The following is a 26,525-nucleotide window of genomic DNA, read 5'->3' on the forward strand; positions in this document are numbered from 1 at the left end:
AAGTTCATATAAAAAAATAAAGTGCTATAATCGCAAATGATTAAAAAAGAGTCGATTGAAAATTTAAAAAACAACCTTGATATTGTTGATGTAATTTCACAGTTTTTAGAAGTTAAAAAATCAGGTGCTAACTTTAAAGCTTGTTGTCCTTTTCATGGAGAATCAACTCCTTCTTTTGTAGTAAGTCCTGCAAAGCAAATATATCATTGTTTCGGCTGTTTAGCTCCTAATGAAGAAATCAGAACAAAAGATGGTATAAAAGAAATTCAAAATATAGAAGTTGGAGATTACGTATATGCCTCTAATGGAAAAGAAACAAAAGTAATTGAATCCTTATCTCATAAACCTCAATATGGAATGTTGAAATTTAAAACTGATTTGTTTGATGAATGGTCATATTTTACTCAAAATCATGACATGATAGTTTTAACTCAAGATGATGTAAAAAAGAATTTGCCTTATATTCGAGTTGAGAAAAATAGACCTCTTAAATTTTATGGAAGAATTAAGAAAAATAAAAAAGAAATTAATATCAAGACTCAAGTCTTATTTGCAAAAGAAGTTAAAAAAGGTGATTATTTCTTATATCCAATAGATAGGGAAATAATTACAAAAAAAACATTTGATTTTTCTGAATTTTGGGAAAAGAATAAATTGGGTCCTTCTGTAGATATTATAAAAAAAGTAAAAATCACAAAGGATTTAATGTGGTTATTTGGTATGTACATAGCAGAAGGAAGTACATATCGAGGGGGAATTAAATTTTCATTACATTCTAAAGAAATTAATTATGCTGAGAAAATAATTGAAACATTAAAGAAATCTTTTAAAAAAGAAGCCTCTTTATTTTATCCAAAAAATAGAAAAAATTCTTTAGAAGTTACTTGCTCAAGTACTAATTTAGAATATATTTTTAAAAAGCTTTTTGCAAGTGGTGCTCAAAATAAAGAGTATCCATATTATTTTAACTACTTAAAAAAATCATTTAAGAGTTCACTTTTTGAAGGATTGATGGATGGAGATGGTTGTTATTCTAGAAGAACTTATAAAACAATAAGTAAAAAATTATCTTATCTTTTATTTGATTTAGCAATAAGTTTAGAACTTATCCCTTCTCTTTATAAAGGAAAAACATATAAAGATAAAAAAAATGTTAATCATAAAAAATGTTATACAATTCTTTTTCATAAAAGAGAGTCCTTAAAAGCTTTTTTTGAGAATATTAATGATGTTAAGTATCTTTTTATGAGAGTAAAAAGTATTAAAGAATCAGAAGATGAAGAATTGGTATATGATATTACTGTAGAAGATAGAAGTCATACTTTTTTAACAAAAAATTTCATTGTAGGTAATTGTGGAGTAGGTGGCGATTCCATAAAATTTATGATGGAATATGAAAAACTTTCATATCCAGAAGCTATTGAAAAACTAGCATCTATGAATAATGTTACTTTAGAATACGATAATGTAAATACAAAAAAACAAGATATAAGAATATTAGAAGATGTTAATAAATTTTATCAAAGACTTTATGTAAATAATAATACTACAAAAGAATATATTGCAAGTAGGGGAATTTCAGAATTTTCAGTTGAAAAATTTGAAATTGGTTATGCACCAAGTTCAGGTGATACAATTAATTTTCTAAAATCAAATCATTATAATTTAAGTGATGCAATAGATTTAGGTGTAATTGATACAGGAACTAATGGTTTATACTCGAGGTTTATTGAAAGAATTACTTTTCCAATTTATGGAATAAATGGGAAAATGGTTGGTTTTGGTGGACGAACAATTACAGGACATAATGCAAAATATGTAAACTCACCGCAAACAAAAGTATTTAATAAATCAAGACTACTATATGGATATCATTTAGCAAAAGAGCATATTTATAAAAAAAATCAATTAATTGTTTGTGAGGGTTATTTAGATGTAATAATGCTACATCAAGCAGGATTTAATACAGCAGTTGCAACATTAGGAACTGCACTTACAAAAGATCACTTGCCACTTATAAGAAGAGGTGAACCTAAGATTATTTTAGCCTATGATGGAGATAAAGCAGGTCTTGCTGCTGCTTTTAAAGCTTCTGTTATGTTATCTCAGAGTGAATTTGAAGGTGGAGTTGTTATTTTTGGTGAAGGCATTGATCCTGCTGATATGGTTAAAGATGGAAAAACTGAAGAGTTAAATAAGATATTTGCAAGTCCAATGTCTTTTATTCCTTATGCAATTGATTATATTATTTCAAAATATGAAATAAATAACCCAGCCCAAAAACAAAAAGCATTAATTGAAGCAAATGATTATTTAAAATCTTTAGGAGTAATTTATCAAGATGAATATAAAAGATATATTGCTCAAAAATTAAATATACGTGAAAACTTAGTAAAAGTAAGTGCTGATATACAAAAAAGACCAGAAGAATCTAATTTATCAAAAATAGATATAGCTGAACTATGTATAATCAAATCAATTTTAGAAAAGCCTTCAAGATTAGATTCAGTTTTAGACATAGTTGACTCATCTATGTTTGAAGCACACAAATATGAATTTGAACTATTATTAAATGATATTACAAATATTTCATTAAATTCAATTACTTTAAATGAGAAACTAGAAAATTATGATGATGAGAGATTAAATAAAGAGTTATTAACTTTACTTTACAAATTTTATACAAATAAATTAACATCAACAAAATTTAATGACAAGCTGTCTTTAAAAGAGAAAAGTTTAAATCTTAGAAAAATACAAGATGCCTTAAGACAGTTAAAAAGCGGAAAACTAGTTAGCTATAATTTATAATTGGAAATTAATTTTAATGTTTAATTTTTATTCTAGATTATTTCTTGTAGAATACAAAAAAAGTTTTATAGATTATAAAGAGGAAAAAAAATGAAATTAATACAAAGTGATAATTTACCAGCAGCAATTGGTCCATATTCGCCTGCTGTGAAAATAAATGGTTTAGTTTATACATCTGCACAGGTTCCTATTACTCTTGATGGTACTATGGTTGAAAGAGATATTAAAGTTCAAACAAGACAAGTATTATCAAACTTAAGAACATTATTAGAAGATGCTGAAAGTGGAATGGAACAAGTTATTAAAGTATCTGTATACTTAGAAAATATTGAAGACTTCGGTGTTGTAAATGTTTTATTTGCAGAAGCATTTGGTGAACACAAGCCTGCTAGAAGCACTATATCAACTAATGGATTGCCAATTGGTGCAATGATTATGGTTGATTGTATTGCAACTGCATCAGATTATAGATAAAAAACTTATTGTCTTAAAGAAAGTTTAAACTAACTTTAGATAATATTCCCGTTCAAAATAAAGTTAGCATTAATAAAATGAAGTTAACACAAGAGAAGTTAATTTAGAGGAATAAAAATGTACGCAATTATCAAATGTGGTGGAAAACAGTATAAAGTTTCTGAGGGTGATATCTTAGACATTGATTATACTGGTAAAGCTGCAAAAGAAACATTAGAGATTACTGATGTATTAGCTGTAAATAATGGTGAATTAGTTACAGGTGATGCTGTATCAAAAGCAACTGTTCAAGCAGAAGTAGTATTAGATGGTACAGGTGTAAATAGAGACAAAAAAGTTATCATTTACAAAAAAAGAAGAAGAAAAGATTCTAAGTTAAAAAGAGGTTTTAGAAAAAGCTTCACTAAAATTAGAATTACTAAAATCGCTGCATAAGCACAACACAGTTAAGGAGATAAACTATGGCACATAAGAAAGGTCAAGGTAGTACACAGAATAATAGAGATTCAGCTGGTAAAAGACTTGGTGTAAAGAAATATGGTGGTGAAGTAGTTAGATCTGGTAATATTATTATCAGACAAAGAGGTACTAAGATCCATGTTGGACAAAATGTTGGTATCGGAAAAGATCACACAATTTATGCTTTAATTGACGGTGTTGTTAAATTTGAAGTTAAAGATAAAAAAAGAAAAAAAGTTTCAGTTTACGCTTCGTAATTCTGGACTTATTTAGTTTTTTAAGAAGGGTGTTGGCAAATTTGCTAGCACCCTTTTTTTATTTATACAAAATGGAAAATAAAAAGTTAATATAGAGTTGATTTTTTATTTTTCACAAAAGTGAGGTTAAAATGTTTATAGATAGTGCTAGATTTGTAGTTTATTCTGGAAAAGGTGGACAAGGTTGTTCATCTTTTAGAAGAGAAAAATTTGTTGTTAAAGGTGGTCCTGATGGTGGAGATGGTGGAAAAGGTGGAGATGTTTACTTTTTAGTAGATTCTAATACTGATACATTATCTAACTATAAAGGTAGAAAAGTTTTCAAAGCTGATAATGGAAAGCAAGGAATGGCATCAAGAATGACTGGAAAGTCTGCGGATGAGCTTGTATTAATTGTACCTCCAGGAACTCAAGTTATTGATGATGATTCAGGTGAAATTTTACTTGATTTAGTAACAGAAGGCCAAAAAGTAAAAATTCTTGAAGGTGGAAAAGGTGGACTTGGAAATGTTCACTTTAAAAATTCAAGAAACCAAAGACCAACATATTTTCAACCAGGTCTTCCAGGTCTTAGTAAAAATATTAGATTAGAGTTAAAATTAATTGCAGATGTTGGACTTGTTGGATATCCAAATGTTGGAAAATCAACATTGATTTCAACTACATCAAATGCAAACCCAGAAATTGCAAATTATGAATTCACAACTTTAACACCAAAATTAGGTGTTGTTGAAGTTGGAGATTATAACTCTTTTGTTATGGCTGATATTCCAGGAATTATTGATGGAGCGGCAGATGGTAGAGGTTTAGGACTAGAATTCTTAAAACATATTGAAAGAACAAAAACTTTACTATTTATGGTTGATGTTGCTAATTATAGAACTATGATTGATCAATATAATGTTTTAAAAGAAGAAGTTTCAAAATTCTCTGGTGAGTTAGCTGGAAGAAATTATGCAATTGCATTAAGTAAAATTGATGGATATTATGGTGAAGATTTAGAAGCTGATATTAAACAATTTATTACTGATATTGGATTAGAATGTTCATCTTCTAACGAATTTGGATTTGAAAAAGAGTATCCATATTATGTTCAAGACTTAACTTATTCAAGATTTGATAATTCTAAACCATTTTTTGTATTACCAATTTCTTCTGTTACTAGAAAAAATACAAAATCTATTACTTTTGCACTTTACAATTTATTGGAGCAAAAATAGTGAAACGTTTGGTTATAAAAGTTGGTAGTGCAGTACTTAGAGAAGGTACTGATTTAGCTATTAATAGACTAAATAATCTAGTTGATTTTATAGCTAAACTTAAACAGGAAAAAAACCTTCAAGTAATTTTAGTATCTTCAGGAGCAGTTGCTGCTGGAAATACAAAATTAAACTTAGATAGAACAAACATTTCAAATAGGCAAGCTCTTGCTGCAATTGGGCAACCATTATTAATGAAGTATTATAAAAAAAGATTTGCAGAATATAATATGACTTGTGCTCAAATACTTTTAGTTGCAGAAGATTTTGACTCAAGAAAACGTTCGCAAAATGCAAAAGAAGTTATGGAAATATTACTTCAAAATGATGTAGTTCCAATAATAAATGAAAATGATGTAATTGCAAATGATGAGCTATTATTTGGTGATAATGACCAAATGGCAGCACATGCAGCTTTCTTTTTTGATGCAGATATGTTAGCAATATTAAGTGATATTGATGGTTTTTATAATTCAAATCCTCATGAGAACCCTGATGCAAAAATGTTAAAATTTGTAAATGAAATTGATGAAGAAGAACTTCAAATGAAACATACTCCTAATTCAGAATTTGCAACAGGTGGAATTGTTACAAAATTAAAAGCAGCAAGTTTTTTAATGAAACGAAATAAACCAATGTACTTAACATCTGGTTTTGATTTAAAAAATGCATATGATTTCTTACTTTATGATAATCATAAAAGTGGAACAATCTTTCAATCAAATAAATAAAATAAAGGTAAGCTTATGAGTAAAAAAATACTTTTTATGGGAACTCCTGATTATGCGACAAGAATTTTTGAAGAATTATTAAATAGCCCTTATGAAATAGTAGGTCTTTTTACTCAACCTGATAAACCAGTTGGACGAAAACAAGTTCTAACTGCACCTCATATTAAACAATTTTGTCTTGATAAAGATTTAGATTTTCCAATTTTTCAACCAGAGAAACTAAGAGGAAATGAGGAAGCTGCATCTGATATTAAAAAATTAAATCCAGATTTTATAATTGTTGCAGCTTATGGTCAAATATTACCAAAAGAAATTTTAGATATTGCACCTTGTATTAATCTTCATGCTTCTCTTCTTCCAAAATATAGGGGTGCCTCTCCAATTCAAGAATCACTTTTAAATGATGATTATTTTACAGGTGTTACATCTATGTTTATGGAAGAAGGTTTAGATTCAGGTGATATTTTAGCTTGGCAATATTTAAAAATCACTCCTACAATGGAAGTTGCACAGGCCTTTGATGCATTATCTGATATTGCTGCAAAATTAACTATTACAACTTTAGATAATTTTGAAAATATAAATCCTAAAAAACAAAATGAAAGTGAAGTAAGCTTTTGTAAAAAAATAAAAAAAGATGATGGTTTAGTTGATTTTAAATCTGCAAAAAGTTTATTTTTAAAATATAAAGCATATTCATATTGGCCAGGAGTGTTTCTCTCTTCTGGATTAAAACTTAAAGATATTGAATTGATTGAAAATACTTCAAATAATAAAGAAGGAACTATTTTAGAAATTGATGATAATTTTATTTTAATTGGATGTAAAAAGGGAAGTATAAAAATAAAAACACTACAAGCCCCATCAAAGAAAGCATTAGATTCATCTATTTATATCAGAGGGCAAAGATTAGAAAAAGGTGATACTTTAAAATAACTTATGATATCATGACTAAAAATTATTAAAGTTGGGACTATGGCTAGTGATGATTTAAAACATATATATGATATAAGTTTGTTTAATATAAGTGATCTAGATGTATTGTTGCACGAAATACTTAAGTATACTAGAGAATTACTCCAAGCAGAAGCTGGAACAATTTATATAAAAGATAAAAACTATCTTAAGTTTCATGTTTTCCAAAATGATGCCTTGTCTTATGAAAATATTTATAGATTCTACCACTCTACAAATGAATATAAACTCTCTTTAGATGAAAAAGACAAATACTTAGCTGTCGATTCATTTTTAACAAAAAAAATTATTATGATTGATGATGTTTACGATGCTCCTGAATATGAGTTTATTGGTGCAAAAGAGTTTGACAAAAAATTCAATTATAAAACTCATTCTACTATTTCAGTTCCCTTAATACACCCTATTAATCAAAAAGTTATTGGTGTGGTTCAACTATTAAATAAAAAAGAAAATGATAAATATTCTATATTTACTGTTAAAGATAAAGAAGTGATTTCAACTATTAGTGCTTTTATTTCCTTGTCAGTTTCCAAAGCACAAGATGACGTATTAAAACTTCAAGAACTAAATAAAAAACTAGAGGAATCAAATGAAGAACTAGAAAGAAGAATTGAAGAAAAAATTATTGAAAATCAAAATAAATCTGCAATTATTTTTCATCAATCAAAAATGGCTTCAATGGGTGAGATGATTGGTAATATTGCACATCAATGGAGACAACCACTTTCTACTATTTCAACACTGGCAAGTGGAGTTTCAATTAATTTAGAAGTTGGTGAACCTGATATTAAAAGGGATATTACTCAACTAAGACAAATTGTTGATACAACAAAAGTATTATCAAAAACTATAGACGATTTTAGAGACTTTTATAACGTAGATACAATGGATGAAAATTTTAACATAGCAGATTCGATTAAAAAAAGTATTGAAATAGCAGAAACTGAAATAACAATTAATGATATCAATGTTGTAATGAATTTAGATAGTAGTTTATATATTTATGGTTTAAAGAATGAATTTACACAATGTATTTTAAACTTGTTAACAAATGCTAAAGATACTTTAATAACAAAAGTTCCAATGTCAGAGCAAAGATATATATTTATAGATTTATTTGAAGAAGAGAATAATCAAATCACTTTACATATAAAAGATAATGGAAGAGGTGTAGATTCTTCTTTCAAAAAGAGTATTTTTGAAGAGCATTATTCTTCAAATAAAAAGAAAGAAGCTTCTGGAGTTGGATTATATTTAACAAAACTCATTATTGAAAAACATATGAAAGGTTCTTTATGTGTAAAAAATAAAGAGTTTATTTATAGAGATAAACATTATTTTGGAGCATTTTTTACAATAAACTTACCAGGCTAAATTAGCCTAAATAAGTTGTATATGCTGTAATTGTAAATAAACTTAATAAAACTCCAAGTACTAAGGAGTTAATTGCAACTTTCTCATCTAATCCACCTTTAATTGCTAAAACAGTTGCCATAGTCATTGGTGGCATTGCAACTTCAATTATTGTAACTTTAACCCAAGTTTCATTAATGCCATAAAAAATCTGAAACCCAATTAGTATAATAATTGGAACAATCACCATTTTTAAAATCATAGCCATTGAAACTATATGAAATTTGACAAAAATATGTTTAAGTTCAAGTTTCATACCAATTGCAATCATAGCAATTGGAACTAAAGTTGCTCCTAATGTTTGGCTTGTTAAAAGCATAAAATTTGGAACTTCAAAGTTTTTAGCAACTATTGTAATAAAAAACATTAAACTTGGTGGAAATAAAAATACACTTTTAAATATAGATTTTGTATCGTTTTTTCTTCCACTTCCCCAAGTAATTATAAACATACCCAAAGAAACTAAAAGTAAAAAAGAACCAAATAAATCATAAATTAATCCATAAACAATAAAGTCTTGTCCATAAAAGGCATCAATATAAGAAAAACCAATAAAAGATGTATTTCCAAAAGTAGCCATAATCATAAACGTAGCAAGTAAAAGTTTATTTAATTTCATCATTCTACCAATGAAATATGCAAGTGCTAAGTTAAAAAGTATAAATCCAATAAACATAATAATAAGACCAAATATTTTTGCATCTAAAGTTAATGGATATATTTTGGAAAATACAATTGCAGGAAGTGAAAAATATATTACAAATTCAATTAATTGTTTTGAATTATCATGATATATAATTTTGAATAAATATCCTAATAAAAGATATATAGCAATTGGTAAAACTGGATCTAACATAATGACCTTTTTAAAAAGATTATATTTAATATAATCTTGTAAAGTAATTATGTATACTTCGATTATGAGAATAATAAAACTAGACGAAGTTGATTCAACACATACATATTTAAAAGATTATATAAAAACAAATGGATATAGCGAAGCTATTTGTATAACAAGTGATTATCAGACTAATGGTATAGGAAGTCGTGGAAATTCTTGGACAGGAACAAAAGGAAATTTATTTTTCTCTTTTGTTTTAAATAAAAATGAATTACCAAAAGATTTACCAATGCAAAGTGCCTCAATATATTTTTCATTTATTTTAAAAGGCATTTTAAAAACTATTGGTTCAGAAATTTGGCTTAAATGGCCAAATGACTTTTATATTAGTGATAAAAAAATTGGTGGTACAATTACAACAGTTTCAAATGATTTAATTTATTGTGGAATAGGATTAAATTTAATAAATGTAAATGAAGAATTTGGAAAACTTGATATTTCAATAACTAGCGATAATATTTTAAAAAGTTACTTTAATAAATTAAAACTAAAAGATTCATGGAAGCAAATTTTTAGTGAATTTAAGATAGAATTTCAAAATAGTCGAAAGTTCCAAGCTAGCGTTGGTGATGAAAAAGTTTCACTTGAAAACGCTTTATTAAATGATGATGGTTCTATACAAGTTAACAATAAAAAGGTATTTAGTTTAAGATGACAGAGATAATAGCAATAGCTAATCAAAAAGGCGGAGTAGGGAAAACTACTACTGCTGTTAATTTAAGTGCTGCATTAGCAATAGAAGGTAAAAGAGTATTATTAATTGATGCTGACCCACAAGCTAATGCTACAACATCTTTAGGTTTCCATAGAGATACTTATGAATACAATATCTATCATGTAATGTTAGGAACTAAAGAGTTAAATGAAATTATTTTAGATTCAGAAATTGAAAACTTAAAAGTTGCTCCCTCAAATATTGGATTAGTTGGAATTGAAAAAGAGTTTTACAAAAATACTAAAGAGCGAGAATTAGTTTTAAAAAGAAAAATCGACCCAATAAAAAAAGATTTTGATTATATTATTATTGATTCACCACCAGCACTAGGTCCTATTACTATTAATACATTAAGTGCTTCAAATTCAGTACTAATACCAATTCAATGTGAATTCTTTGCACTTGAAGGTTTAGCACAATTACTAAGCACTATTAAATTAGTAAAACAAACAATTAATAAAGGCCTTTTAATTAGAGGTTTTCTTCCTACAATGTACTCATCACAAAATAATTTGTCAAAGCAAGTATTTGCAGATTTAGCACAACATTTTGAAAATAAATTATTCAAAATTGATGAAAGTTCTTATGTAGTAATTCCAAGAAATATTAAACTTGCAGAAAGTCCAAGTTTTGGAAAACCAATTATGTTATATGACGCAAGTGCTAGTGGTACTAAAGCATATACAAATCTTGCACGTGCAATAACTGCATAATTTACACAAAATATATATTATAACTAGGAAAACTTATGGCATTAGGTAGAGGATTAGGAGAATTATTAGGTGAAGTTGAATCAGCTTATGAAAGCAATAATACAGATGATTATAATTCAAAAGTTGTAGATTTAGACCTTTCTTTAATACAAGCTAATCCAAATCAACCTAGAAAAATCTTTGATGAAGAAAAACTACAAGAATTAAGCTCTTCAATTGTTGAGCATGGATTATTACAACCTATAAGTGTAATACAAAATGAAGACGATACTTTTACTCTAATTTCAGGAGAAAGAAGATTAAGAGCACATAAATTAGCTAATTTAAAAACGGTAAAATCAATTGTTTTAGATATTGATACTTTAAAATTAAGAGAATTAGCTTTAATTGAAAATATTCAAAGAGATGACTTAAATGTAATTGAATTAGCATATTCATATGCACAATTAATTAACGAACATAATCTTACACATGAAGAATTATCAAAAAAAGTGTTTAAAAGCAGAACATCAATTACAAATACTCTAAGATTATTACAGCTAAGCTCTTATGTTCAACAATCGCTTGCAAGTAATAAAATTTCAGCAGGTCATGCTAAAATTATGTTAGGTTTGAGTGACAATGAACAGAAAATGGTATGTGATTCAATAATTGGACAAAAACTGTCAGTTAGAGAAACTGAAAAGCTTGTAAAAGACTTAAAAGAAAAGATTAATCCTAAAGTTAAAACAAGTAAAAAGCCTACAGATTTTGATTTCAAACCTTTATCAAACTTACTAACACAACTACAGTCAAGTGACCTAAAAGTCAAGGCTGAGAAGAATTATTTTAAAATTGAAATCAACTCACAAGAAGATATAGAAAAAATTTCTTCTTACTTTAAGTTACAATAGTAACAAAATCTAAAAATTATCAATCTAATTTTTTCTTTTAATATAATTTTATAGTTAACTTTGCTAAAATATATGAGTTTTAGTTAAACTAAACTGTAAAAAATATGGAGGAATGAATGTTAGACATAAGTCCTGTATTATTGCTTAGCTCTGGTGTTATCTTTCTATTAGTTCTTGCTAGACTAAACAGCTGTTTATTCAAGCCATTACTTAAGCACATGGATGATAGATCAGCTTCTATTTCTAAAGATTTAGAAGATGCAAAATCAAACGGTGCGAACGTTGATGGAATGATTGCAGAAGCAAACAATGCGATTGCCCAAGCAAAAAAAGAAGCAACTGCTATTAGGGAACAAGCCTATAAGGAAGCCAAAGAGAGTGCTGATGCAAAACTTGCGAGTGCTAAATCTAATTTAGAAGCAAAATCTGAAGAATTTGCTAAAAACTTACAAGATGAAACTAAAGCTCTAAGAGATTCTTTAGTATCTACAATGCCTCAATTTAATGAGAGCCTAAAAGCTAAGCTTAGCTCAATTTAAAAGGGAAATGGATATATGAAAAGAATTGTATTACTTGGATTAGCTTTAGCTCCTCTTGCATTATTTGCAAGTAGCGAAGGTGCGGTAGAAACAGATATTGTTCAAAGAACCGTTAACTTTATTATATTTGCTGGAATTTTATGGTATTTACTTGCCGATAAAGTTAAAGCATTTTTCGCCGATAGATCTTTATCTATTCAAGCAGAACTTGACAAAGTACAAGATGCTTTAAAAGCTTCTGAAGATAAAGTAAATGCGGCTAAAAAACAATTAGAAGATGCAAATAAACTTGCAGCTGAAATTGTAGAAAACGCGAAAGCTGATATTGATTCTGTAAAAGAAAAAGTATCTGCAGCTGTTAATTCTGATATCACTAACTTAGAGAGAAATCTTGAAGAAATGATTAAAGTTGAAACATCAAAAGCGAAAAGAGAAGTTGTTGCAGAAGTTCTTGAAGAGTTATTAAAATCTGACAATATTAAATTATCTCAAGATGAGTTAGTAAATATTGTTTTAAAGAAGGTAGCTTAATATGAATGATTTAGTAGCAAAAAAATATGTTAAAGCATTAGTTGACGGAAGAGATGCTAAGAGTATTGCTGTAATTAGTAATAATCTTAATAGTATTTCTTCAGCATTTTCTAATGAAAAATTTAACTCAATTATTTCTTCACCTGAAGTTAATGATAGTAAAAAAGTTGAATTAGTAATTTCATTAGTGAAAAAAGCTGATCAAACTTTAACAAACTTCATCAACTTACTTGGTGAAAAAAGAAGACTAGAAATATTACCATTTATCGCATCAGAACTTAATGTTCAAATTGCAAAAATGAATAATACTTATGTTGGAGTTGTTTACACAAACGAAGAATTATCGAAAGATTACGTTTCTTCAATTGAAAAACAATTTAGTAAAAAATTTGATGTTAAATTATCGTTATCACAAAATGTTTGTGATTATGATGGTATCAAAGTAGATATTGATGGATTAGGTGTTGAAATTTCTTTCTCTAAAGAAAGATTAAAAACGCAAATGATTGATCATATTCTACAAGCAGTTTAGAACTTAACAAAGGAGAAATTGAATGGGTACAAAAATTCAAGCTGATGAAATCAGTTCGATCATAAAAGAAAGAATTGATAACTTTGAATTAAACGTAGATGTAAATGAAACTGGTAAAATCATCTCTTATGCAGATGGTGTTGCTCAAGTTTACGGTCTAAAAAATGTTATGGCTGGAGAGATTGTTGAGTTTGAAAATGGAGACAAAGGTCTTACATTAAACTTAGAAGAATCTTCTGTTGGTGTTGTTGTTCTTGGAAAAGGTAATGGTTTAAGAGAAGGAAGTTCTTGTAAAAGACTTGGTTCTTTATTATCTACTCCTGTAGGTCCTGCAATGGCTGGTAGAGTTGTTAATGCTCTTGGTGAACCAATTGATGGTAAAGGTGCTATTGAAGCAACTGATACTAAATTAGTTGAAGAAAAAGCACCAGGAATCATGGCTAGAAAATCAGTTCATGAACCATTACAAACTGGTATTAAAGCAATTGATGCACTTGTTCCAATCGGAAGAGGGCAAAGAGAACTTATTATTGGTGATAGACAAACTGGTAAAACTACAGTTGCTATTGATACTATTCTTAACCAAAAAGGTGAGAATGTTCAATGTATTTATGTAGCAATCGGACAAAAAGCATCAACTGTTGCAACAGTTGTTAGAACATTAGAAGAAGCTGGAGCAATGGAATATACTACTATTGTAAATGCTGGCGCTGCTGATTCTTCTGCATTACAATTCTTAGCACCATATACAGGTGTTACAATTGGTGAGTACTTTAGAGATAATGGTCAACATGCGTTAATCGTATATGATGATTTAACTAAACATGCCGTTGCATATAGAGAAATGTCATTATTATTAAGAAGACCTCCAGGTCGAGAAGCATTCCCAGGGGATGTATTCTACCTACACTCAAGATTACTTGAGAGAGCTGCTAAAATGTCAGATGAAAATGGTGCTGGGTCTATGACTGCATTACCAATCATTGAAACACAAGCAGGGGATGTTGCTGCATATATTCCAACAAACGTAATTTCAATTACTGATGGACAAATCTTCTTAGAAACTAACCTGTTTAACTCAGGAATTAGACCTGCAATTAATGTTGGTTTATCAGTATCTAGAGTTGGTGGAGCTGCACAAATTAAAGCTACTAAGCAAGTTGCTGGTACTTTAAAATTATCTTTAGCACAATTTAGAGAGCTTGAAGCATTCGCACAGTTTGCATCAGATCTTGATGAAGCTACAAGAAAAGAGCTTGAGCTTGGTCAAAGAATGGTTGAAGTATTAAAGCAAGGTGTTAGTGCTCCTTTAGTAATTCAAAAACAAATTGTTATTCTTTATGCTGGTGTAAAAGGTTATTTAAATGATGTTGCTGTTGGTGACGTTGTTAGATTCGAAGCTGAATTACATGCATTCTTTGAACAAAAATATACTAATATTTTAGATGCAATTAAATCTAAGAAAAAATTAGACGATGAAACTGAAGCAGAATTAAAAGCTGCATTAGAAGAATTTAAAACTGTATTTAGTGCAAACTAAGGATTAGTTAATGGCTAACTTAAAAGAGATTAAATTACAAATTGGTAGTGTGAAAAACACTCAGAAGACAACTAAAGCTATGAAGCTTGTATCTTCTGCAAAACTTACTCGAACTAGACAACTGTCTGATCAAGCGAAAAGTTATGCAGGTAAGATAAATGATGTTCTTTCTGATATCGCTACTAGAGTTAGCAAAGTTCAAGACGACGGAAACATCGGTAAAGCATTTATCGCCAACGATAATCCAAAAACAGTGGATATTGTTTTTGTAACTGCTGACAAAGGACTTTGTGGTGGTTTTAATATGGCAACAATTAAGACTGTTAGTAAAATGATGGATGAATATAGTGCAAAAGGAACAACAGTTAGATTAAGAGCTGCTGGAAGAAAAGGTGTTGATTACTTTAACTTCCAAGGTGTAGATTTACATCAATCAGTTTCAGATTTATCTTCAGCTCCTGAGTACGATAGAGCAGCAGATTTTATTAATGATGTTGTAGAAGACTTTAATAATGGTACTACTGATAAAGTAGTAGTTGTTTATAATGGATTCTTAAACATGCTAACTCAAGAAATTAGAGTTAGAGAATTGTTACCAATTAGCTTAGAAAATGCGGATTTAAGTGAAGCAAGTTCTATGTTAAATATTGAACCAGATGATGATGAAGAAGTATTAAATGAATTAACAGGTAAATATATTGATTTCAATATGTATTACGCTCTTATTGACTCTTTAGCTGCTGAACATTCTGCAAGAATGCAAGCAATGGAAGCTGCAACTAAAAATGCAAAAGAGAAAGTTGATTCTTTAACAGTAGAATATAACAAAGCTAGACAAGCTGCAATTACAACAGAGTTAATCGAAATTATCTCTGGTGTAGAATCATTAAAATAATTTAAAGGAGCATCGCGTATGAAAGGTAAAGTTATTCAGGTAATGGGTCCTGTTGTTGATGTAGAATTCGACGGATACCTACCAGAAATAAATGAAGCTATTGACGTAGTATTAGCAGACGCTAATGCTGACAGATTAGTATTAGAAGTTGCTGCACACATTGGTGATAGTAGAGTAAGAACTATTGCAATGGATATGACTGAAGGTTTAACTAGAGGTCAAGAATGTAACGCAACAGGAGGTCCTATTAAGGTTCCTGTTGGTGAAGCTGTATTAGGAAGAATCTTTAACGTAATTGGAGACCCTGTTGATGAGGGTGCTGCTGTTGCTGAAGATACTCCAAGATGGTCTATTCACAGAGACGCTCCTGCATTTGAAGAGCAATCAACTAAAACAGAAATGTTTGAAACTGGAATCAAGGTTGTTGATTTATTAGCTCCTTATTCAAAAGGTGGAAAAGTTGGACTGTTCGGTGGTGCCGGTGTTGGTAAAACAGTTATTATCATGGAATTAATCCATAACGTTGCTTTCAAACATTCAGGATACTCAGTATTCGCAGGTGTTGGTGAAAGAACAAGAGAAGGTAATGACCTTTACTTCGAAATGAAAGATTCTAACGTACTGGACAAAGTTGCATTATGTTATGGTCAAATGAGTGAGCCTCCAGGAGCAAGAAATAGAATTGCATTAACTGGTCTTACAATGGCAGAATACTTCAGAGATGAACAAGGTCTTGACGTATTAATGTTCGTTGATAATATCTTTAGATTTGCACAATCAGGTTCTGAGATGTCAGCATTATTAGGTAGAATTCCTTCAGCTGTTGGTTACCAACCAACACTTGCTTCAGAAATGGGTAAATTACAAGAAAGAATTACATCTACTAATAAAGGTTCAATTACATCTGTACAAGCTGTATATGTTCCTGCGGATGACTTAACAGATCCAGCTCCTGCTTCTGTTTTTGCTCACTTAGATGCAACTACAGTACTTAACAGAAAAATTGCTGAAAAAGGTATTTACCCAGCAGTTGATCCATTAGATTCTACATCAAGAATTTTAAGTGCAGAAGTTTTAGGACAAGAGCATTACGATACTGCAAGAGGTGTTCAATCAGTTCTTCAAAAATACAAAGATTTACAAGATATTATTGCAATTCTTGGTATGGATGAATTATCTGAAGCTGACAAACTTGTTGTTTCTAGAGCTAGAAAAATTGAGAGATATTTATCTCAACCATTCTTCGTTGCAGAAGTATTCACAGGTTCACCAGGTAAATATGTTGAATTAAAAGATACTATTGCTGGATTCCAAGGAATCTTAGAAGGTAAATACGATGATATCCCAGAAATGGCATTCTATATGGTTGGTGGAATCGACGAAGTTTTAGCTAAAGCTGAAAGCTTAAAATAATTAACCATTAAGGCATAACATGGATACAATTAAATTATCAATAGTTACACCTAATGGAGAAATCTTTAACGATGATGTAAAAACCGTAACTCTTCCTGGAAAAGAGGGAGAGTTCGGAGTTTTACCTGGACACTCATCGTTAGTTTCTTCTCTAACAGTTGGCGTAATTATTATTGAAAAAGCTGATTCTACTGAAGCTGTTGCCATAAATTGGGGACATGTTAAAGTTGATGAAAAGTCAGTTGACGTTTTAGCTGATGGTGCAATTGCACTTACAGCTGGACAAGATTCTGAAATTGCTAAAAATATTGAAGCTGCAAAAGATTTAGTTAACTCTGTTAAAGATTCTAAAGTCTCTGTTGCCTCAGTTGAAGCAAGAATTAACTCATTCGCATAATAGCTTATGACTGATACAATACTAAATTATTTGACGAATAGTAGTGCTATAACTTATATAGTTTTAGCGCTATTGTCAATCTACTTAATCATTACGATATGGATTTTCTTATATAGATATTTTTCTATAGTTGCTTTAATTAGAAATGAAGAAAAATCATTAGAATCTTTAACTTCAAGAGAAGCTACATTTTCACCATTATCTGCACTTAATAAATGTGCAAATAGTACGAACTCAAAAGAATTACTTTATGCTTGCGAAATTAATATTATTAAAGAAGCTAGTTCTGGAATTTCTTGGTTAGCTATTATCTCATCTACATCACCATTTATTGGTTTATTTGGAACAGTTGTAGGAATACTAGAATCTTTTGCAAAATTTTCAACTCATTCTAAAGTTGCTTTTTCAGTGATTGCACCAGCGATTAGTGAAGCATTAGTTGCAACAGCTGCAGGTATTTTTGTAGCAATTTTTGCATATACTTTTCACCAAATTTTAGTTAGAAAAGTTTATGAGTTAAATACTTATATCAAGGCTCAATCTCAAATATTAATTGCTAAAGGGTAATTAAAATGTATGATTTTAATCAAAAACCAGATTTAAATATTACTCCTTTAGTTGATATTATGTTAGTACTTTTAGCAATATTAATGGTAACTGCACCAGTAATAGAATTTGAAGAACCTATAAATCTTCCAAGTGGAAGCAAATCAAAACAAGTTTCAGATTTCAAAAAAATTGATATTTTAATTAATAAAGATAGAATTGTTTTTATTAATAAAAAGAAATATGAAATTAACAATTTCCCAGATAGTTTTTTATTATTTGTTAATGGTAAAGATAAAAATACACCAGTACATATACGAGCTGATAAAACATTAAAATATGATGATATTATATTTGTTTTAAAATCAGTAAAAGAGTCTGGATTTTTTAAAGTTGCTTTAGTAACAGATGGTTAATTTATGCAAAATAAATCCTCTTTTTTAATTTCAGGAATAATATCTTTTTCTTTTTACATTTTTATTTGTGCTTTAGTAGTTTACTATGTTACAAAACCACCAGTGAAAAAATATACTACAAAAACAACAGCAACAGTTTTAGAACTTGATGTAATAGTTGAAAAAAGTGATAAAAAAAGAATAGAAAAAAAAGAAGATAAAAGAATAGAAAAAAAAGAAGAAGTTGTAGTTGAAAAAGCTGCATCTAAAGCTGCTGAAAAAAAACCTGATTTAAAATCATTATTTGCAAATGTTAAAACAAAAAGCAAAACAGTTGCAAAAAAAGAAGTTAACAAAGTTGTAAAATCTATTGACCCAAAAAGATTTAAATCAAAATTCGAAAAACAAAAAAAATCATCAAATGTAAAACTTGATAAATTATTGAATGATAAAAAAACTACAACAAATGTTAGAAGTTCAAGCAAAAGTAAAAGTAAAGAAAGTAATGAATACTTTTCACAAGTTTCTGCCTTACTTGATGCTTGGGTTCCACTAATTAGACAAGATAATTTAACTGCTACTGTTCTTGTAATTATAAGTCCAAATGGAAACTTTGATTATAGATTTTCAAAATATTCAGGAAATAGTGATTTTGATATTTCTTTAAAAGCTTTTTTAGAAGAACAAAAAAGTATAATGTACCCAAAACCTAAAAGAGGTAAAAAAGTTCAAATAAATGTTGACTTTAAATCAAAAGGATAAATATGAAAAAAATATTACTAATAACACTACTAATAATAAGCACAGCTTTTGCAGCAGTAGATGCAAAACTTGAAATTGTAAAAAATGCAAACACACTACCAAAAATTTTAATATCAGTTGCAAGTGACACTGTAGAAATATCTACACTTTCAAAAATAAAAGATTTACTTTCTAAAGATTTAGAAATAAGTGGACATTTTGAAGTTTTAAATATTCAAAATATTATTAAATATGAAGAACTACCTGATATAAATACATTATCAACTCAAGGTGTTGATTTATATTTAAACTTATCAGCTGTTAAAAATATTTCAGGTGGATATTCACTTCTTACAAAGCTATATGATATAAATGCACAAGCTATGATTTTAGAAAAAAGTTTTACAACTTCAAGAGAGAATAGGTATCCATTTTTAGCGCATAGAACAGCAATATCTATTAATGATCATTTCAAGGCTCCAAGTATTAAATGGATGGATAAATTTGTGATTTACTCTGTATATCAAGGTGCTGGAAAAGCAAATATTATGATTGGTGATTATACTTTAACTTATAGAAAAACTATTGTTCAAGGTGGATTAAATATTTTCCCAAAATGGGCAAGTTCTGATCAAAAAAGTATTTATTACACATCTTATAACTATGCAAAACCTACACTTGTAAAATTAAATATTTTTACAAGAGAAAAGAAAGTTATTATGAATTCAGATGGTATGATTGCAGCTTCAGATGTTAGTAATGATGCATCAAAAGTATTAATAACAGCATCTCCATCAGGACAACCTGATATTTATTCTTATAATGTAAATACAGGATCTAAAACTAGAGTTACAACTTACAGTGGTATTGATGTTGGTGGACAATATATAGAAGATGATAGTAGAATTGTATTTGTTTCAGATAGACTTGGAAGTCCAAATATTTTTGCAAAAAGTATTAATTCTCGTGGTGTTGAAAAATTAGTTTACCATAGTAAAAACAACTCTTCAGCAACTGCATTTAAAGATAATATTGTTTATGCAAGTAAAGATAAAAATAATGAATTAGGAACAAGAGCTTTTAATTTATATTTAATGTCAACAAAATCTGATGATTTAAAAAGATTAACTTCTAGTGGAACAAACCAATTTCCAAAGTTTTCACCAGATGGTGAATCACTTTTATTTATAAAAAACTATAATGGTGTAAGTTCAATAGGAATTATTAGATTAAATTTCAATAAGTCTTATTTATTTCCATCTAAAAATGGTAGAATTCAATCAATTGATTGGTAATTAAGTTTTGATTTTGTAAAATCAAGGTAATTTTTAATTTAAGGATAAATTTATGAAAAAAATTAGTATTTACTCTTTTCTAGTAGCATCTGTTTTATTTACAACAGGTTGTAGTGAAAAAAATGTTGACATGACTGTTGACAATACGCCAAAGCAAGTTGTTGATAATTCAGAATCAGCGTTAAACACAATTCCAGATACAACTATCAATGAAATTACTGACGGTTCTTTCTCAATGGCTGGTGAAGCTGATAATGGTGTTTATTACATTATTAATGGTAAAAAAGTATTAATTGAAAATGTATACTTTGGATTTAATAAATATGACTTAACATCTTCAATGAAAGATGTAGTAATGTCAAATGCAAATAAATTATCAGCAGTTAATCCTACTTCAACTATTAAAGTTACAGGTAATACTGATGAGTGGGGAACTGATGAGTATAACTATGCTTTAGGTTTAAAAAGAGCAAAAGTTGTTAAAGATGTATTAGTAAACAATGGTGTTGCTGCAAATGTTTCTTTAGTTACATTAGGTGAAAGTAATCCAACTTGTACTTCTAAAACTACAGCTTGTTGGCAAAAAAACAGAAGAGTTGAACACGCTCTTAGTAAATAGTTCTTATGAATAAATATATTTTATCTTTTTTAATCACAAGCACTTTAGCTGTAGCCCAAGAGGTTTCAGTTTTTGGTGCAGGTGATTTAAATGCTAAAAATCCTTATGGATTAAACTCTTCTGAAAAACACATTTTAAAGAATCAAAAAAATTTAAATTCTCTAACTTCAAAAGTAAGCGATGTAAAATTGTTAATTGATTCTTTAAATAAAAGAATAGAAGGTTTAGAATCTATTTATGAAGGTGATTCTTCAAAGTTAAATTCAACAGTTTTAAAAATGAATCAATTGATGCAAAAAGTTGATATGTCTTCTGATGTAGCTTCTAAAAATAGTGCAGATACTGAAGAAATTAAAAATGTTTCAGAACAACTTCTAAATATGAAAGAAGAGACTGATAAAGAAGTTAAAAAAAGTATTTCTACTTTAAAACGAGCAGTTTCTAAACTTTCTAAATTAGTTAACAAAATTAATTCTCAGTATGTTTCTGAAAATGAATTAAAAACTAATATGAATCAGTTTGTTACAAGAGCAGAATTTGAAGCTTTAAAAAAAGCTGTAGGTGTTAAATCTACTAGTTCTTCTAAAGTATCTTCAACTCCTGTAACTGTAGCTAAGGTTGAAAAAAAAAATAAGAAATTAACTGCAACAGATAGAAAAAATTTATCTGCTAGCGCAAAAGAAGATTACAAAAATAGAAACTTTACAAAAGCTATTCCAAAATTCGAACAGCTTGTAGAGTTAAACTATAAACCAGCTGAGGGTAATTATTACCTTGCTGAAATGTGGTATGTAAGAAAGAAATATGATCTTGCAATAAGTCATTTTAAAAAATCTGCGATTCTTTATGATCAAGCAGCTTATATGCCTACATTATTATTGCACAGTGCTATCTCATTTGAGAAAACAAACGATAAAGAAAATGCAAAAAGCTTTTACAGTACTTTAATAGATCTTTATCCTAGTTCATCTGAGTCTAAAACAGCAAAGAAAAATTTATCAAAATTATAAAAAAATTATAAAAAAGGAAGACTTATGTCAAAAGTTATAGGTATTGAATATAATTTAAAAGATGCAAAGACAGGTGAGCAATTAGACTCAAATGTTGGTGCTGCACCTTTAGAATTTATCACTGGAAAAGGTCAAATCATTCCAGGTTTAGAAGCAAAAGTAGAAACAATGGCTGCAAATGAATCTGCAGACGTTTTAGTTGAGCCAAAAGATGGTTATGGAGAATATAACGAAGAAGCAATTCAAACTTTACCAACTGAGCAATTTGCTGGTATTGAGTTAGCTGAAGGTATGTCTTTATACGGAACTGGTGAACAAGGTGAAACTGTTCAAGTTCTAGTTAAATCATTCAATGATCAAGAAGTTACAATTGATTACAATCACCCAATGGCTGGAAGATCTTTAATGTTCTCAGTTACGATTCTTTCATTAAGAGACGCAAGTGAAGAAGAAGTTCAAACTGGTGTTGTTGGTGGAATGGCTGCTATGAGTGGTGGTGGATGTTGTGGTGGTGGTTCTTCTGAAGCTGCACCTCAGTCTGGTGGATGTGGTTGTAATTAATAGTTGCTAGGTTAGCAAAATGTTTAGATAAACATACGATTTATATTACAACTTGCCCAAGTGTATTCTTACACTTGGGCAAAACTATTTTTTAGGGTTATGAATTTTAACTTTAAAAAATAGTTTTAAAATTTAATTATAAGAAGGTATTACAATGAAAAAAGTTGCTTTTATTTTTCCAGGACAAGGTTCTCAAACTGTTGGAATGGGAAAAGATTTTTTTGAAAATAGCGATATAGCAAAAGAGATGATTTCTAAAGCAAGTGAGCGATTAGGAGTTAATTTTGAAGAGTTATTATTTACAGAAAATGACAACTTAGGTAAAACTGAATTTACACAGCCTGCAATTTTATTAGTTTCTTCAATTGCAAATGCAATCTTTAAAGAAAAATGTGATGTTCAAGCAGAATTTGTTTTAGGCCACTCACTAGGTGAATTTTCTGCATTAGTTGCAGCTGGTGCAATTGATTATTTAGATGCAATTGAATTAGTTCATAGACGTGGATTATTTATGGTTGATGCTTGTTCTGGTGGAGGTGCTGGAATGATGGCACTAGTTGGAATGGAAGATAAACTTGTAGAAGATATTTGTGAAGAGCAAAGAAATGCTGGAAAACAAGTTTGGCCAGCAAACTATAATATGGATGGACAATTAGTATTAGCAGGTCTTAAAGCTGATTTAGAATCACTTGTAGATACATTTAAAGATGCAGGTGCAAAAAGAGCTATTGTTTTAGATATGTCTGTTGCTTCTCATTGTGAGTTATTAACAGCTGCTGTTGAGAACTTAAAACCATATTTAGAAGAGTATTTAAAAGATGAATTCTCACCTGTTATTTCAAATGTAACAACTGAAAGTTATACTACAAAAGATGAAGCAATTGAATTATTGTCTTCACAACTTACTTCACCTGTTAAATATAAACAATCAATATTAGCTCACAATAATGTAGATGCATTTATTGAGTTTGGAAATGGAATCGTTTTAAAAGGTTTAAATAGAAAAATTTGTAAATCAATCCCAACATTAAATGTAAGTGATTTTGCATCACTAGAAAAAACAATTGAGGCTTTAAATGACTAAATTAGCAATAATGGGAGCAATGGAAGAGGAAATAGAACCTCTTTTATCTCACTTTGAAAACATAAATATTGTAGAGTTTGCAAATAACAAATACTATGAAGTAAATCATAATGGTTTAGATATCGTAATAGCTTATTCTAAGATAGGAAAAGTTTTTGCTAGCTTAACTGCTACAACTATGATTGAAAAGTTCGGTTGTGATACTTTACTTTTTTCAGGAGTAGCAGGTGCAATAAATCCAGATCTTAAGATTGGTGATTTGATTATTGCTGATAAATTATGTCAACACGATTTAGATATTACAGCTTTTGGTCATCCACATGGTTTTGTTCCAGGTGGAAGTGTTTTTGTTGAAACATCAGAAGAATTAAGGGCAGCAGCTAGACAAGTAGCTGATGAAAATGATTTAAAAGTAATTGTTGGAACTATTGCAACAGGTGATCAATTTGTTCACTCTACGCAGCGAAAAGATTTCATCGAATCAACTTTTAAAGCAGATGCCCTAGAAATGGAAGGTGCAAGTGTAGCAGTTGTTTGTGATGCTTTAGATATTCCATTTTTTGTATTACGTGCTATTTCTGATAGTGCTGATATGGATGCAGGTTTTGATTTTGATGAGTTTTTAAAATCAAGCGCAGTTAATTCTGCAAACTATTTAATTAAAATAGTTGATAAGTTAAATAAATAAGTTCAATTAATTCTTTAAAGTAGAAGCTAATGAATTAATATCTAATATTAGCTTTTACTTTATTCTCTTCAGAACTATTTACTTTTTAGTTTGTCTTTTAGAATGATTTTACCTGCTTCAACGCCAGGCTGATCGTAGGTATTAATTTGTACGAAGCTTCCAACTATTGAAGTTAGTAATTCATAAGAATACATTAATTTTCCTATATTATATTCATCTTGTGCTTCTATTGTGATAATATCACATGGAATATCTTTCAGATTTTGTATAGCTTCTATTGTTGCATCTGCTTGTTCATTTATTATATTCTTAAATTTAATATTATTTATATAATCAAGTTCTTCAAGTCCAGGAAGTGTAATATCTGGAATAGTAAGTTCATTCTCAAAATCTTCTACTTTTATAAAAGTAACAGTCTTATCTCTTTTACCTTCCATTATTAGTTGCAAGAATGAGTGTTGATCTATTGGTCCTGTTAAGCCTACAGGAGTTAGTCCTTGTTTTGTAAGGTTTATATTTTTTTTACCAAGTGATTCACCCCAAAGTTGAACATACCATTTATTAAAACCTTCAAGTAATGAAGAGTAAGAGAAAACTACATTTATATTAAATCTATTTTTATTCTCTACGATAAATCTAGCTTTTTCCATAATAGAAAGGTAGTAGTCACCTTTATTAAAGTAGTCATTGTAAATAGTCTTACATCCTGTTAAAATCTCATCGATATTTAAACCCATAATAGCCATAGGTACTAATCCTACAGCTGTAAATACAGAAAATCTTCCACCTACGTTTTGTGGTATTTCGAAAGTTTTCATTTCATTTGTTTGCGCGTATGTATTTAGTTTACTATCACTTTCTGTGATACAGATAGTATTTGATTTATCAAGAGTAGTGATACTAGATAAATATTTTAAAATACTTACAGTTTCTATTGTAGTACCTGATTTAGAGATGATTATAAAAAGGGTATCATTTAAGTCTACTTTACTTATACGTCTTTCTAAATCTAGTGGATCAGTTGATTCTAAGAAGTGAAGCTTTTTCATATTTTCTTTATGTTGTAAAAACTTATGAATAGCATAAGTTCCTAAAGAACTCCCACCAATACCAACTACAACAATATCTTGCTGACGTACAGTCTTAGCATACTCTTTTATCTCTTCTGTGTCTTGAAAAGGAAGGTTATAGTAACCTACAGTTTCTTTTTCTCTTGATATCTTATAAAAGATATCTTCATTTGATTTGATTTGATAAAAGTTTTTTGAATAGTCCATTACTTCTTACTCTCTTTTTTAGCATTCTCTTTTGATTTTGCTTGTGATTTATTATAAAAGTGATTAGTAGCTTGAACAAAGCCATCAATACTACCACAATCAAATCTCTCTCCATCAAACTTAAAAGCTAATACCATACCTTTTTTTGCTTGTGTAAGAAGTGCATCAGTGATTTGAACCTCTCCACCTTTTCCTGGTTTTGTATCTTTGATAATTTCAAAAATATCAGGAGTTAAAATATATCTTCCAATAATAGCAAGATTTGAAGGAGCATCTTTAGGATCTGGTTTTTCTACCATATCTTTGATCATAAAAATACCAGGTTCGATTTCATTTCCATCAATTACACCGTATTTATATGTTTCTTCTTTTGGAACTTCTTCTATAGCTACGATTGAACATTGGTATTTTTTATAAAGCTCACACATTTGTGAAAGTACACCTTTTTTTGCATCACATAAATCATCTGCAAGAATTACAGCAAATGGCTCATGACCTATTAGTGTTTCACCACCTGTTAAGATTGCATGACCAAGACCTTTCATTTCTATTTGCCTAGTATATGAAAAAGTACATTTTGTAATAACATCTCTAATCTCTTTTAAAAGTGGTTCTTTACTACTTCCTTGGATTTGATGCTCTAACTCATAAGAGATATCAAAGTGATCTTCAATAGCACGTTTACCACGACCTGTAACTATTGCCATAGTAGTCATACCAGCTTCGATAGCTTCTTCTACTCCATACTGAATAAGTGGTTTAGTAAGTACTGGTAACATCTCTTTAGGTGTTGCTTTAGTTGCTGGTAAAAATCTTGTACCATATCCTGCTGCTGGGAATAAACATTTTTTAATCATT

General features: G+C 29.1%; 30 protein-coding genes. 27 read left to right on the forward strand and 3 right to left on the reverse strand.

Annotated elements, in window-relative coordinates; translation table 11 throughout:
* The first annotated feature begins 36 nt into the window (after positions 1-36).
* The 8 genes from dnaG to D3Z07_RS13585 all read left to right on the forward strand — a co-directional run bounded on the left by dnaG (position 37) and on the right by D3Z07_RS13585 (position 8,343).
* Positions 37-2,811, forward strand: a complete 2,775-nt coding sequence (dnaG, locus tag D3Z07_RS14375) for a DNA primase (protein WP_322898831.1) — start codon at positions 37-39, stop codon at positions 2,809-2,811.
* Positions 2,812-2,901: 90 nt separating this feature from the next.
* The gene (locus D3Z07_RS13555) at positions 2,902-3,285 is read left to right on the forward strand and encodes a Rid family detoxifying hydrolase (RefSeq protein WP_076087832.1); all 384 of its coding nucleotides are present in this window, start codon (positions 2,902-2,904) and stop codon (positions 3,283-3,285) included.
* A gap of 117 nt (positions 3,286-3,402) precedes the next feature.
* The gene (rplU, locus tag D3Z07_RS13560; protein WP_076087830.1) at positions 3,403-3,720 is read left to right on the forward strand and encodes a 50S ribosomal protein L21; all 318 of its coding nucleotides are present in this window, start codon (positions 3,403-3,405) and stop codon (positions 3,718-3,720) included.
* A gap of 26 nt (positions 3,721-3,746) precedes the next feature.
* The gene (gene rpmA, locus D3Z07_RS13565) at positions 3,747-4,001 is read left to right on the forward strand and encodes a 50S ribosomal protein L27 (RefSeq protein WP_076087828.1); all 255 of its coding nucleotides are present in this window, start codon (positions 3,747-3,749) and stop codon (positions 3,999-4,001) included.
* 131 nt (positions 4,002-4,132) lie between these two features.
* Positions 4,133-5,221: a GTPase ObgE gene (gene obgE, locus D3Z07_RS13570; protein ID WP_076087826.1), complete on the forward strand. Its 1,089-nt coding sequence runs from the start codon at positions 4,133-4,135 to the stop codon at positions 5,219-5,221.
* Positions 5,221-5,991 carry a glutamate 5-kinase gene (proB, locus tag D3Z07_RS13575; protein WP_076087823.1) on the forward strand — a complete coding sequence of 257 codons (771 nt, stop codon included), beginning with the start codon at positions 5,221-5,223 and terminating at the stop codon, positions 5,989-5,991. Before obgE ends, proB begins: the two co-directional genes overlap by 1 nt.
* A 15-nt stretch (positions 5,992-6,006) precedes the next feature.
* A complete protein-coding gene (gene fmt / locus D3Z07_RS13580; protein WP_122894147.1) occupies positions 6,007-6,927 on the forward strand; it encodes a methionyl-tRNA formyltransferase in 921 nt (306 codons plus the stop codon).
* A gap of 39 nt (positions 6,928-6,966) precedes the next feature.
* The gene (locus tag D3Z07_RS13585; RefSeq protein WP_122894148.1) at positions 6,967-8,343 is read left to right on the forward strand and encodes a GAF domain-containing sensor histidine kinase; all 1,377 of its coding nucleotides are present in this window, start codon (positions 6,967-6,969) and stop codon (positions 8,341-8,343) included.
* Between the two features lies 1 nt (position 8,344).
* On the opposite strand, the gene D3Z07_RS13590 is transcribed toward D3Z07_RS13585, so the two are convergent.
* Positions 8,345-9,238 carry an AEC family transporter gene (locus tag D3Z07_RS13590; RefSeq protein ID WP_122894149.1) on the reverse strand — a complete coding sequence of 298 codons (894 nt, stop codon included), beginning with the start codon at positions 9,236-9,238 and terminating at the stop codon, positions 8,345-8,347.
* Positions 9,239-9,302: 64 nt separating this feature from the next.
* On the opposite strand from D3Z07_RS13590, the gene D3Z07_RS13595 reads away from it, so the two are divergent.
* The 19 genes from D3Z07_RS13595 (at position 9,303) to D3Z07_RS13685 (ending at position 24,390) form a co-directional block, all read left to right on the forward strand.
* Complete coding sequence (locus tag D3Z07_RS13595; protein ID WP_122894233.1) at positions 9,303-9,938, forward strand: biotin--[acetyl-CoA-carboxylase] ligase; 636 nt, start codon at positions 9,303-9,305, stop codon at positions 9,936-9,938.
* Complete coding sequence (locus tag D3Z07_RS13600; RefSeq protein WP_076087814.1) at positions 9,935-10,711, forward strand: ParA family protein; 777 nt, start codon at positions 9,935-9,937, stop codon at positions 10,709-10,711. The genes D3Z07_RS13595 and D3Z07_RS13600 overlap by 4 nt, the downstream gene beginning before the upstream one ends.
* 35 nt (positions 10,712-10,746) lie before the next feature.
* Positions 10,747-11,604: a ParB/RepB/Spo0J family partition protein gene (locus D3Z07_RS13605; RefSeq protein ID WP_122894150.1), complete on the forward strand. Its 858-nt coding sequence runs from the start codon at positions 10,747-10,749 to the stop codon at positions 11,602-11,604.
* A gap of 116 nt (positions 11,605-11,720) precedes the next feature.
* Entirely contained in the window at positions 11,721-12,143 is a 423-nt protein-coding gene (locus tag D3Z07_RS13610) for a F0F1 ATP synthase subunit B family protein (RefSeq protein ID WP_076087809.1), read from the forward strand.
* 15 nt (positions 12,144-12,158) lie between these two features.
* Positions 12,159-12,674 (forward strand): F0F1 ATP synthase subunit B, encoded by a 516-nt coding sequence (locus D3Z07_RS13615; RefSeq protein WP_122894151.1) that lies wholly within the window; start codon positions 12,159-12,161, stop codon positions 12,672-12,674.
* 1 nt (position 12,675) lies between these two features.
* Complete coding sequence (locus D3Z07_RS13620) at positions 12,676-13,206, forward strand: F0F1 ATP synthase subunit delta (RefSeq protein ID WP_076087805.1); 531 nt, start codon at positions 12,676-12,678, stop codon at positions 13,204-13,206.
* 22 nt (positions 13,207-13,228) lie between these two features.
* Positions 13,229-14,746, forward strand: coding sequence for a F0F1 ATP synthase subunit alpha (atpA, locus tag D3Z07_RS13625; RefSeq protein ID WP_076087802.1), 1,518 nt, complete (start codon positions 13,229-13,231; stop codon positions 14,744-14,746).
* Positions 14,747-14,756: 10 nt separating this feature from the next.
* A complete protein-coding gene (atpG, locus tag D3Z07_RS13630; RefSeq protein WP_076087800.1) occupies positions 14,757-15,641 on the forward strand; it encodes an ATP synthase F1 subunit gamma in 885 nt (294 codons plus the stop codon).
* Positions 15,642-15,659: 18 nt separating this feature from the next.
* Positions 15,660-17,054: a F0F1 ATP synthase subunit beta gene (gene atpD, locus D3Z07_RS13635; RefSeq protein ID WP_076087798.1), complete on the forward strand. Its 1,395-nt coding sequence runs from the start codon at positions 15,660-15,662 to the stop codon at positions 17,052-17,054.
* A gap of 19 nt (positions 17,055-17,073) precedes the next feature.
* Positions 17,074-17,451: an ATP synthase F1 subunit epsilon gene (atpC, locus tag D3Z07_RS13640; RefSeq protein ID WP_076087795.1), complete on the forward strand. Its 378-nt coding sequence runs from the start codon at positions 17,074-17,076 to the stop codon at positions 17,449-17,451.
* 72 nt (positions 17,452-17,523) lie between these two features.
* Entirely contained in the window at positions 17,524-18,018 is a 495-nt protein-coding gene (locus D3Z07_RS13645) for a MotA/TolQ/ExbB proton channel family protein (RefSeq protein WP_228144662.1), read from the forward strand.
* 5 nt (positions 18,019-18,023) lie between these two features.
* Positions 18,024-18,413, forward strand: a complete 390-nt coding sequence (locus tag D3Z07_RS13650; protein WP_076087791.1) for a biopolymer transporter ExbD — start codon at positions 18,024-18,026, stop codon at positions 18,411-18,413.
* Between the two features lie 3 nt (positions 18,414-18,416).
* Positions 18,417-19,154: a TonB C-terminal domain-containing protein gene (locus tag D3Z07_RS13655; RefSeq protein ID WP_122894152.1), complete on the forward strand. Its 738-nt coding sequence runs from the start codon at positions 18,417-18,419 to the stop codon at positions 19,152-19,154.
* 2 nt (positions 19,155-19,156) lie between these two features.
* Positions 19,157-20,428, forward strand: a complete 1,272-nt coding sequence (tolB, locus tag D3Z07_RS13660; RefSeq protein WP_122894153.1) for a Tol-Pal system protein TolB — start codon at positions 19,157-19,159, stop codon at positions 20,426-20,428.
* Positions 20,429-20,480: 52 nt separating this feature from the next.
* Positions 20,481-21,047 (forward strand): OmpA family protein, encoded by a 567-nt coding sequence (locus tag D3Z07_RS13665; protein ID WP_076087784.1) that lies wholly within the window; start codon positions 20,481-20,483, stop codon positions 21,045-21,047.
* A 5-nt stretch (positions 21,048-21,052) separates the two neighbouring features.
* Positions 21,053-22,057 carry a tetratricopeptide repeat protein gene (locus D3Z07_RS13670; protein ID WP_122894154.1) on the forward strand — a complete coding sequence of 335 codons (1,005 nt, stop codon included), beginning with the start codon at positions 21,053-21,055 and terminating at the stop codon, positions 22,055-22,057.
* A 24-nt stretch (positions 22,058-22,081) separates the two neighbouring features.
* Complete coding sequence (locus tag D3Z07_RS13675) at positions 22,082-22,618, forward strand: FKBP-type peptidyl-prolyl cis-trans isomerase (RefSeq protein ID WP_122894155.1); 537 nt, start codon at positions 22,082-22,084, stop codon at positions 22,616-22,618.
* Positions 22,619-22,772: 154 nt separating this feature from the next.
* The gene (fabD, locus tag D3Z07_RS13680) at positions 22,773-23,702 is read left to right on the forward strand and encodes an ACP S-malonyltransferase (protein WP_122894156.1); all 930 of its coding nucleotides are present in this window, start codon (positions 22,773-22,775) and stop codon (positions 23,700-23,702) included.
* A complete protein-coding gene (locus tag D3Z07_RS13685) occupies positions 23,695-24,390 on the forward strand; it encodes a 5'-methylthioadenosine/adenosylhomocysteine nucleosidase (RefSeq protein WP_122894157.1) in 696 nt (231 codons plus the stop codon). Before fabD ends, D3Z07_RS13685 begins: the two co-directional genes overlap by 8 nt.
* 74 nt (positions 24,391-24,464) lie before the next feature.
* On the opposite strand, the gene D3Z07_RS13690 is transcribed toward D3Z07_RS13685, so the two are convergent.
* Together D3Z07_RS13690 and galU are read right to left on the reverse strand one after the other, a co-directional pair.
* Positions 24,465-25,667 carry a glucose-6-phosphate isomerase gene (locus D3Z07_RS13690; RefSeq protein WP_122894158.1) on the reverse strand — a complete coding sequence of 401 codons (1,203 nt, stop codon included), beginning with the start codon at positions 25,665-25,667 and terminating at the stop codon, positions 24,465-24,467.
* Complete coding sequence (gene galU / locus D3Z07_RS13695) at positions 25,667-26,524, reverse strand: UTP--glucose-1-phosphate uridylyltransferase GalU (protein WP_122894159.1); 858 nt, start codon at positions 26,522-26,524, stop codon at positions 25,667-25,669. Before galU ends, D3Z07_RS13690 begins: the two co-directional genes overlap by 1 nt.
* Position 26,525 lies beyond the last annotated feature (1 nt).

Origin of the sequence: Arcobacter peruensis (assembly GCF_003711085.1) — a bacterium.
Lineage (GTDB): Bacteria > Campylobacterota > Campylobacteria > Campylobacterales > Arcobacteraceae > Poseidonibacter > Poseidonibacter parvus.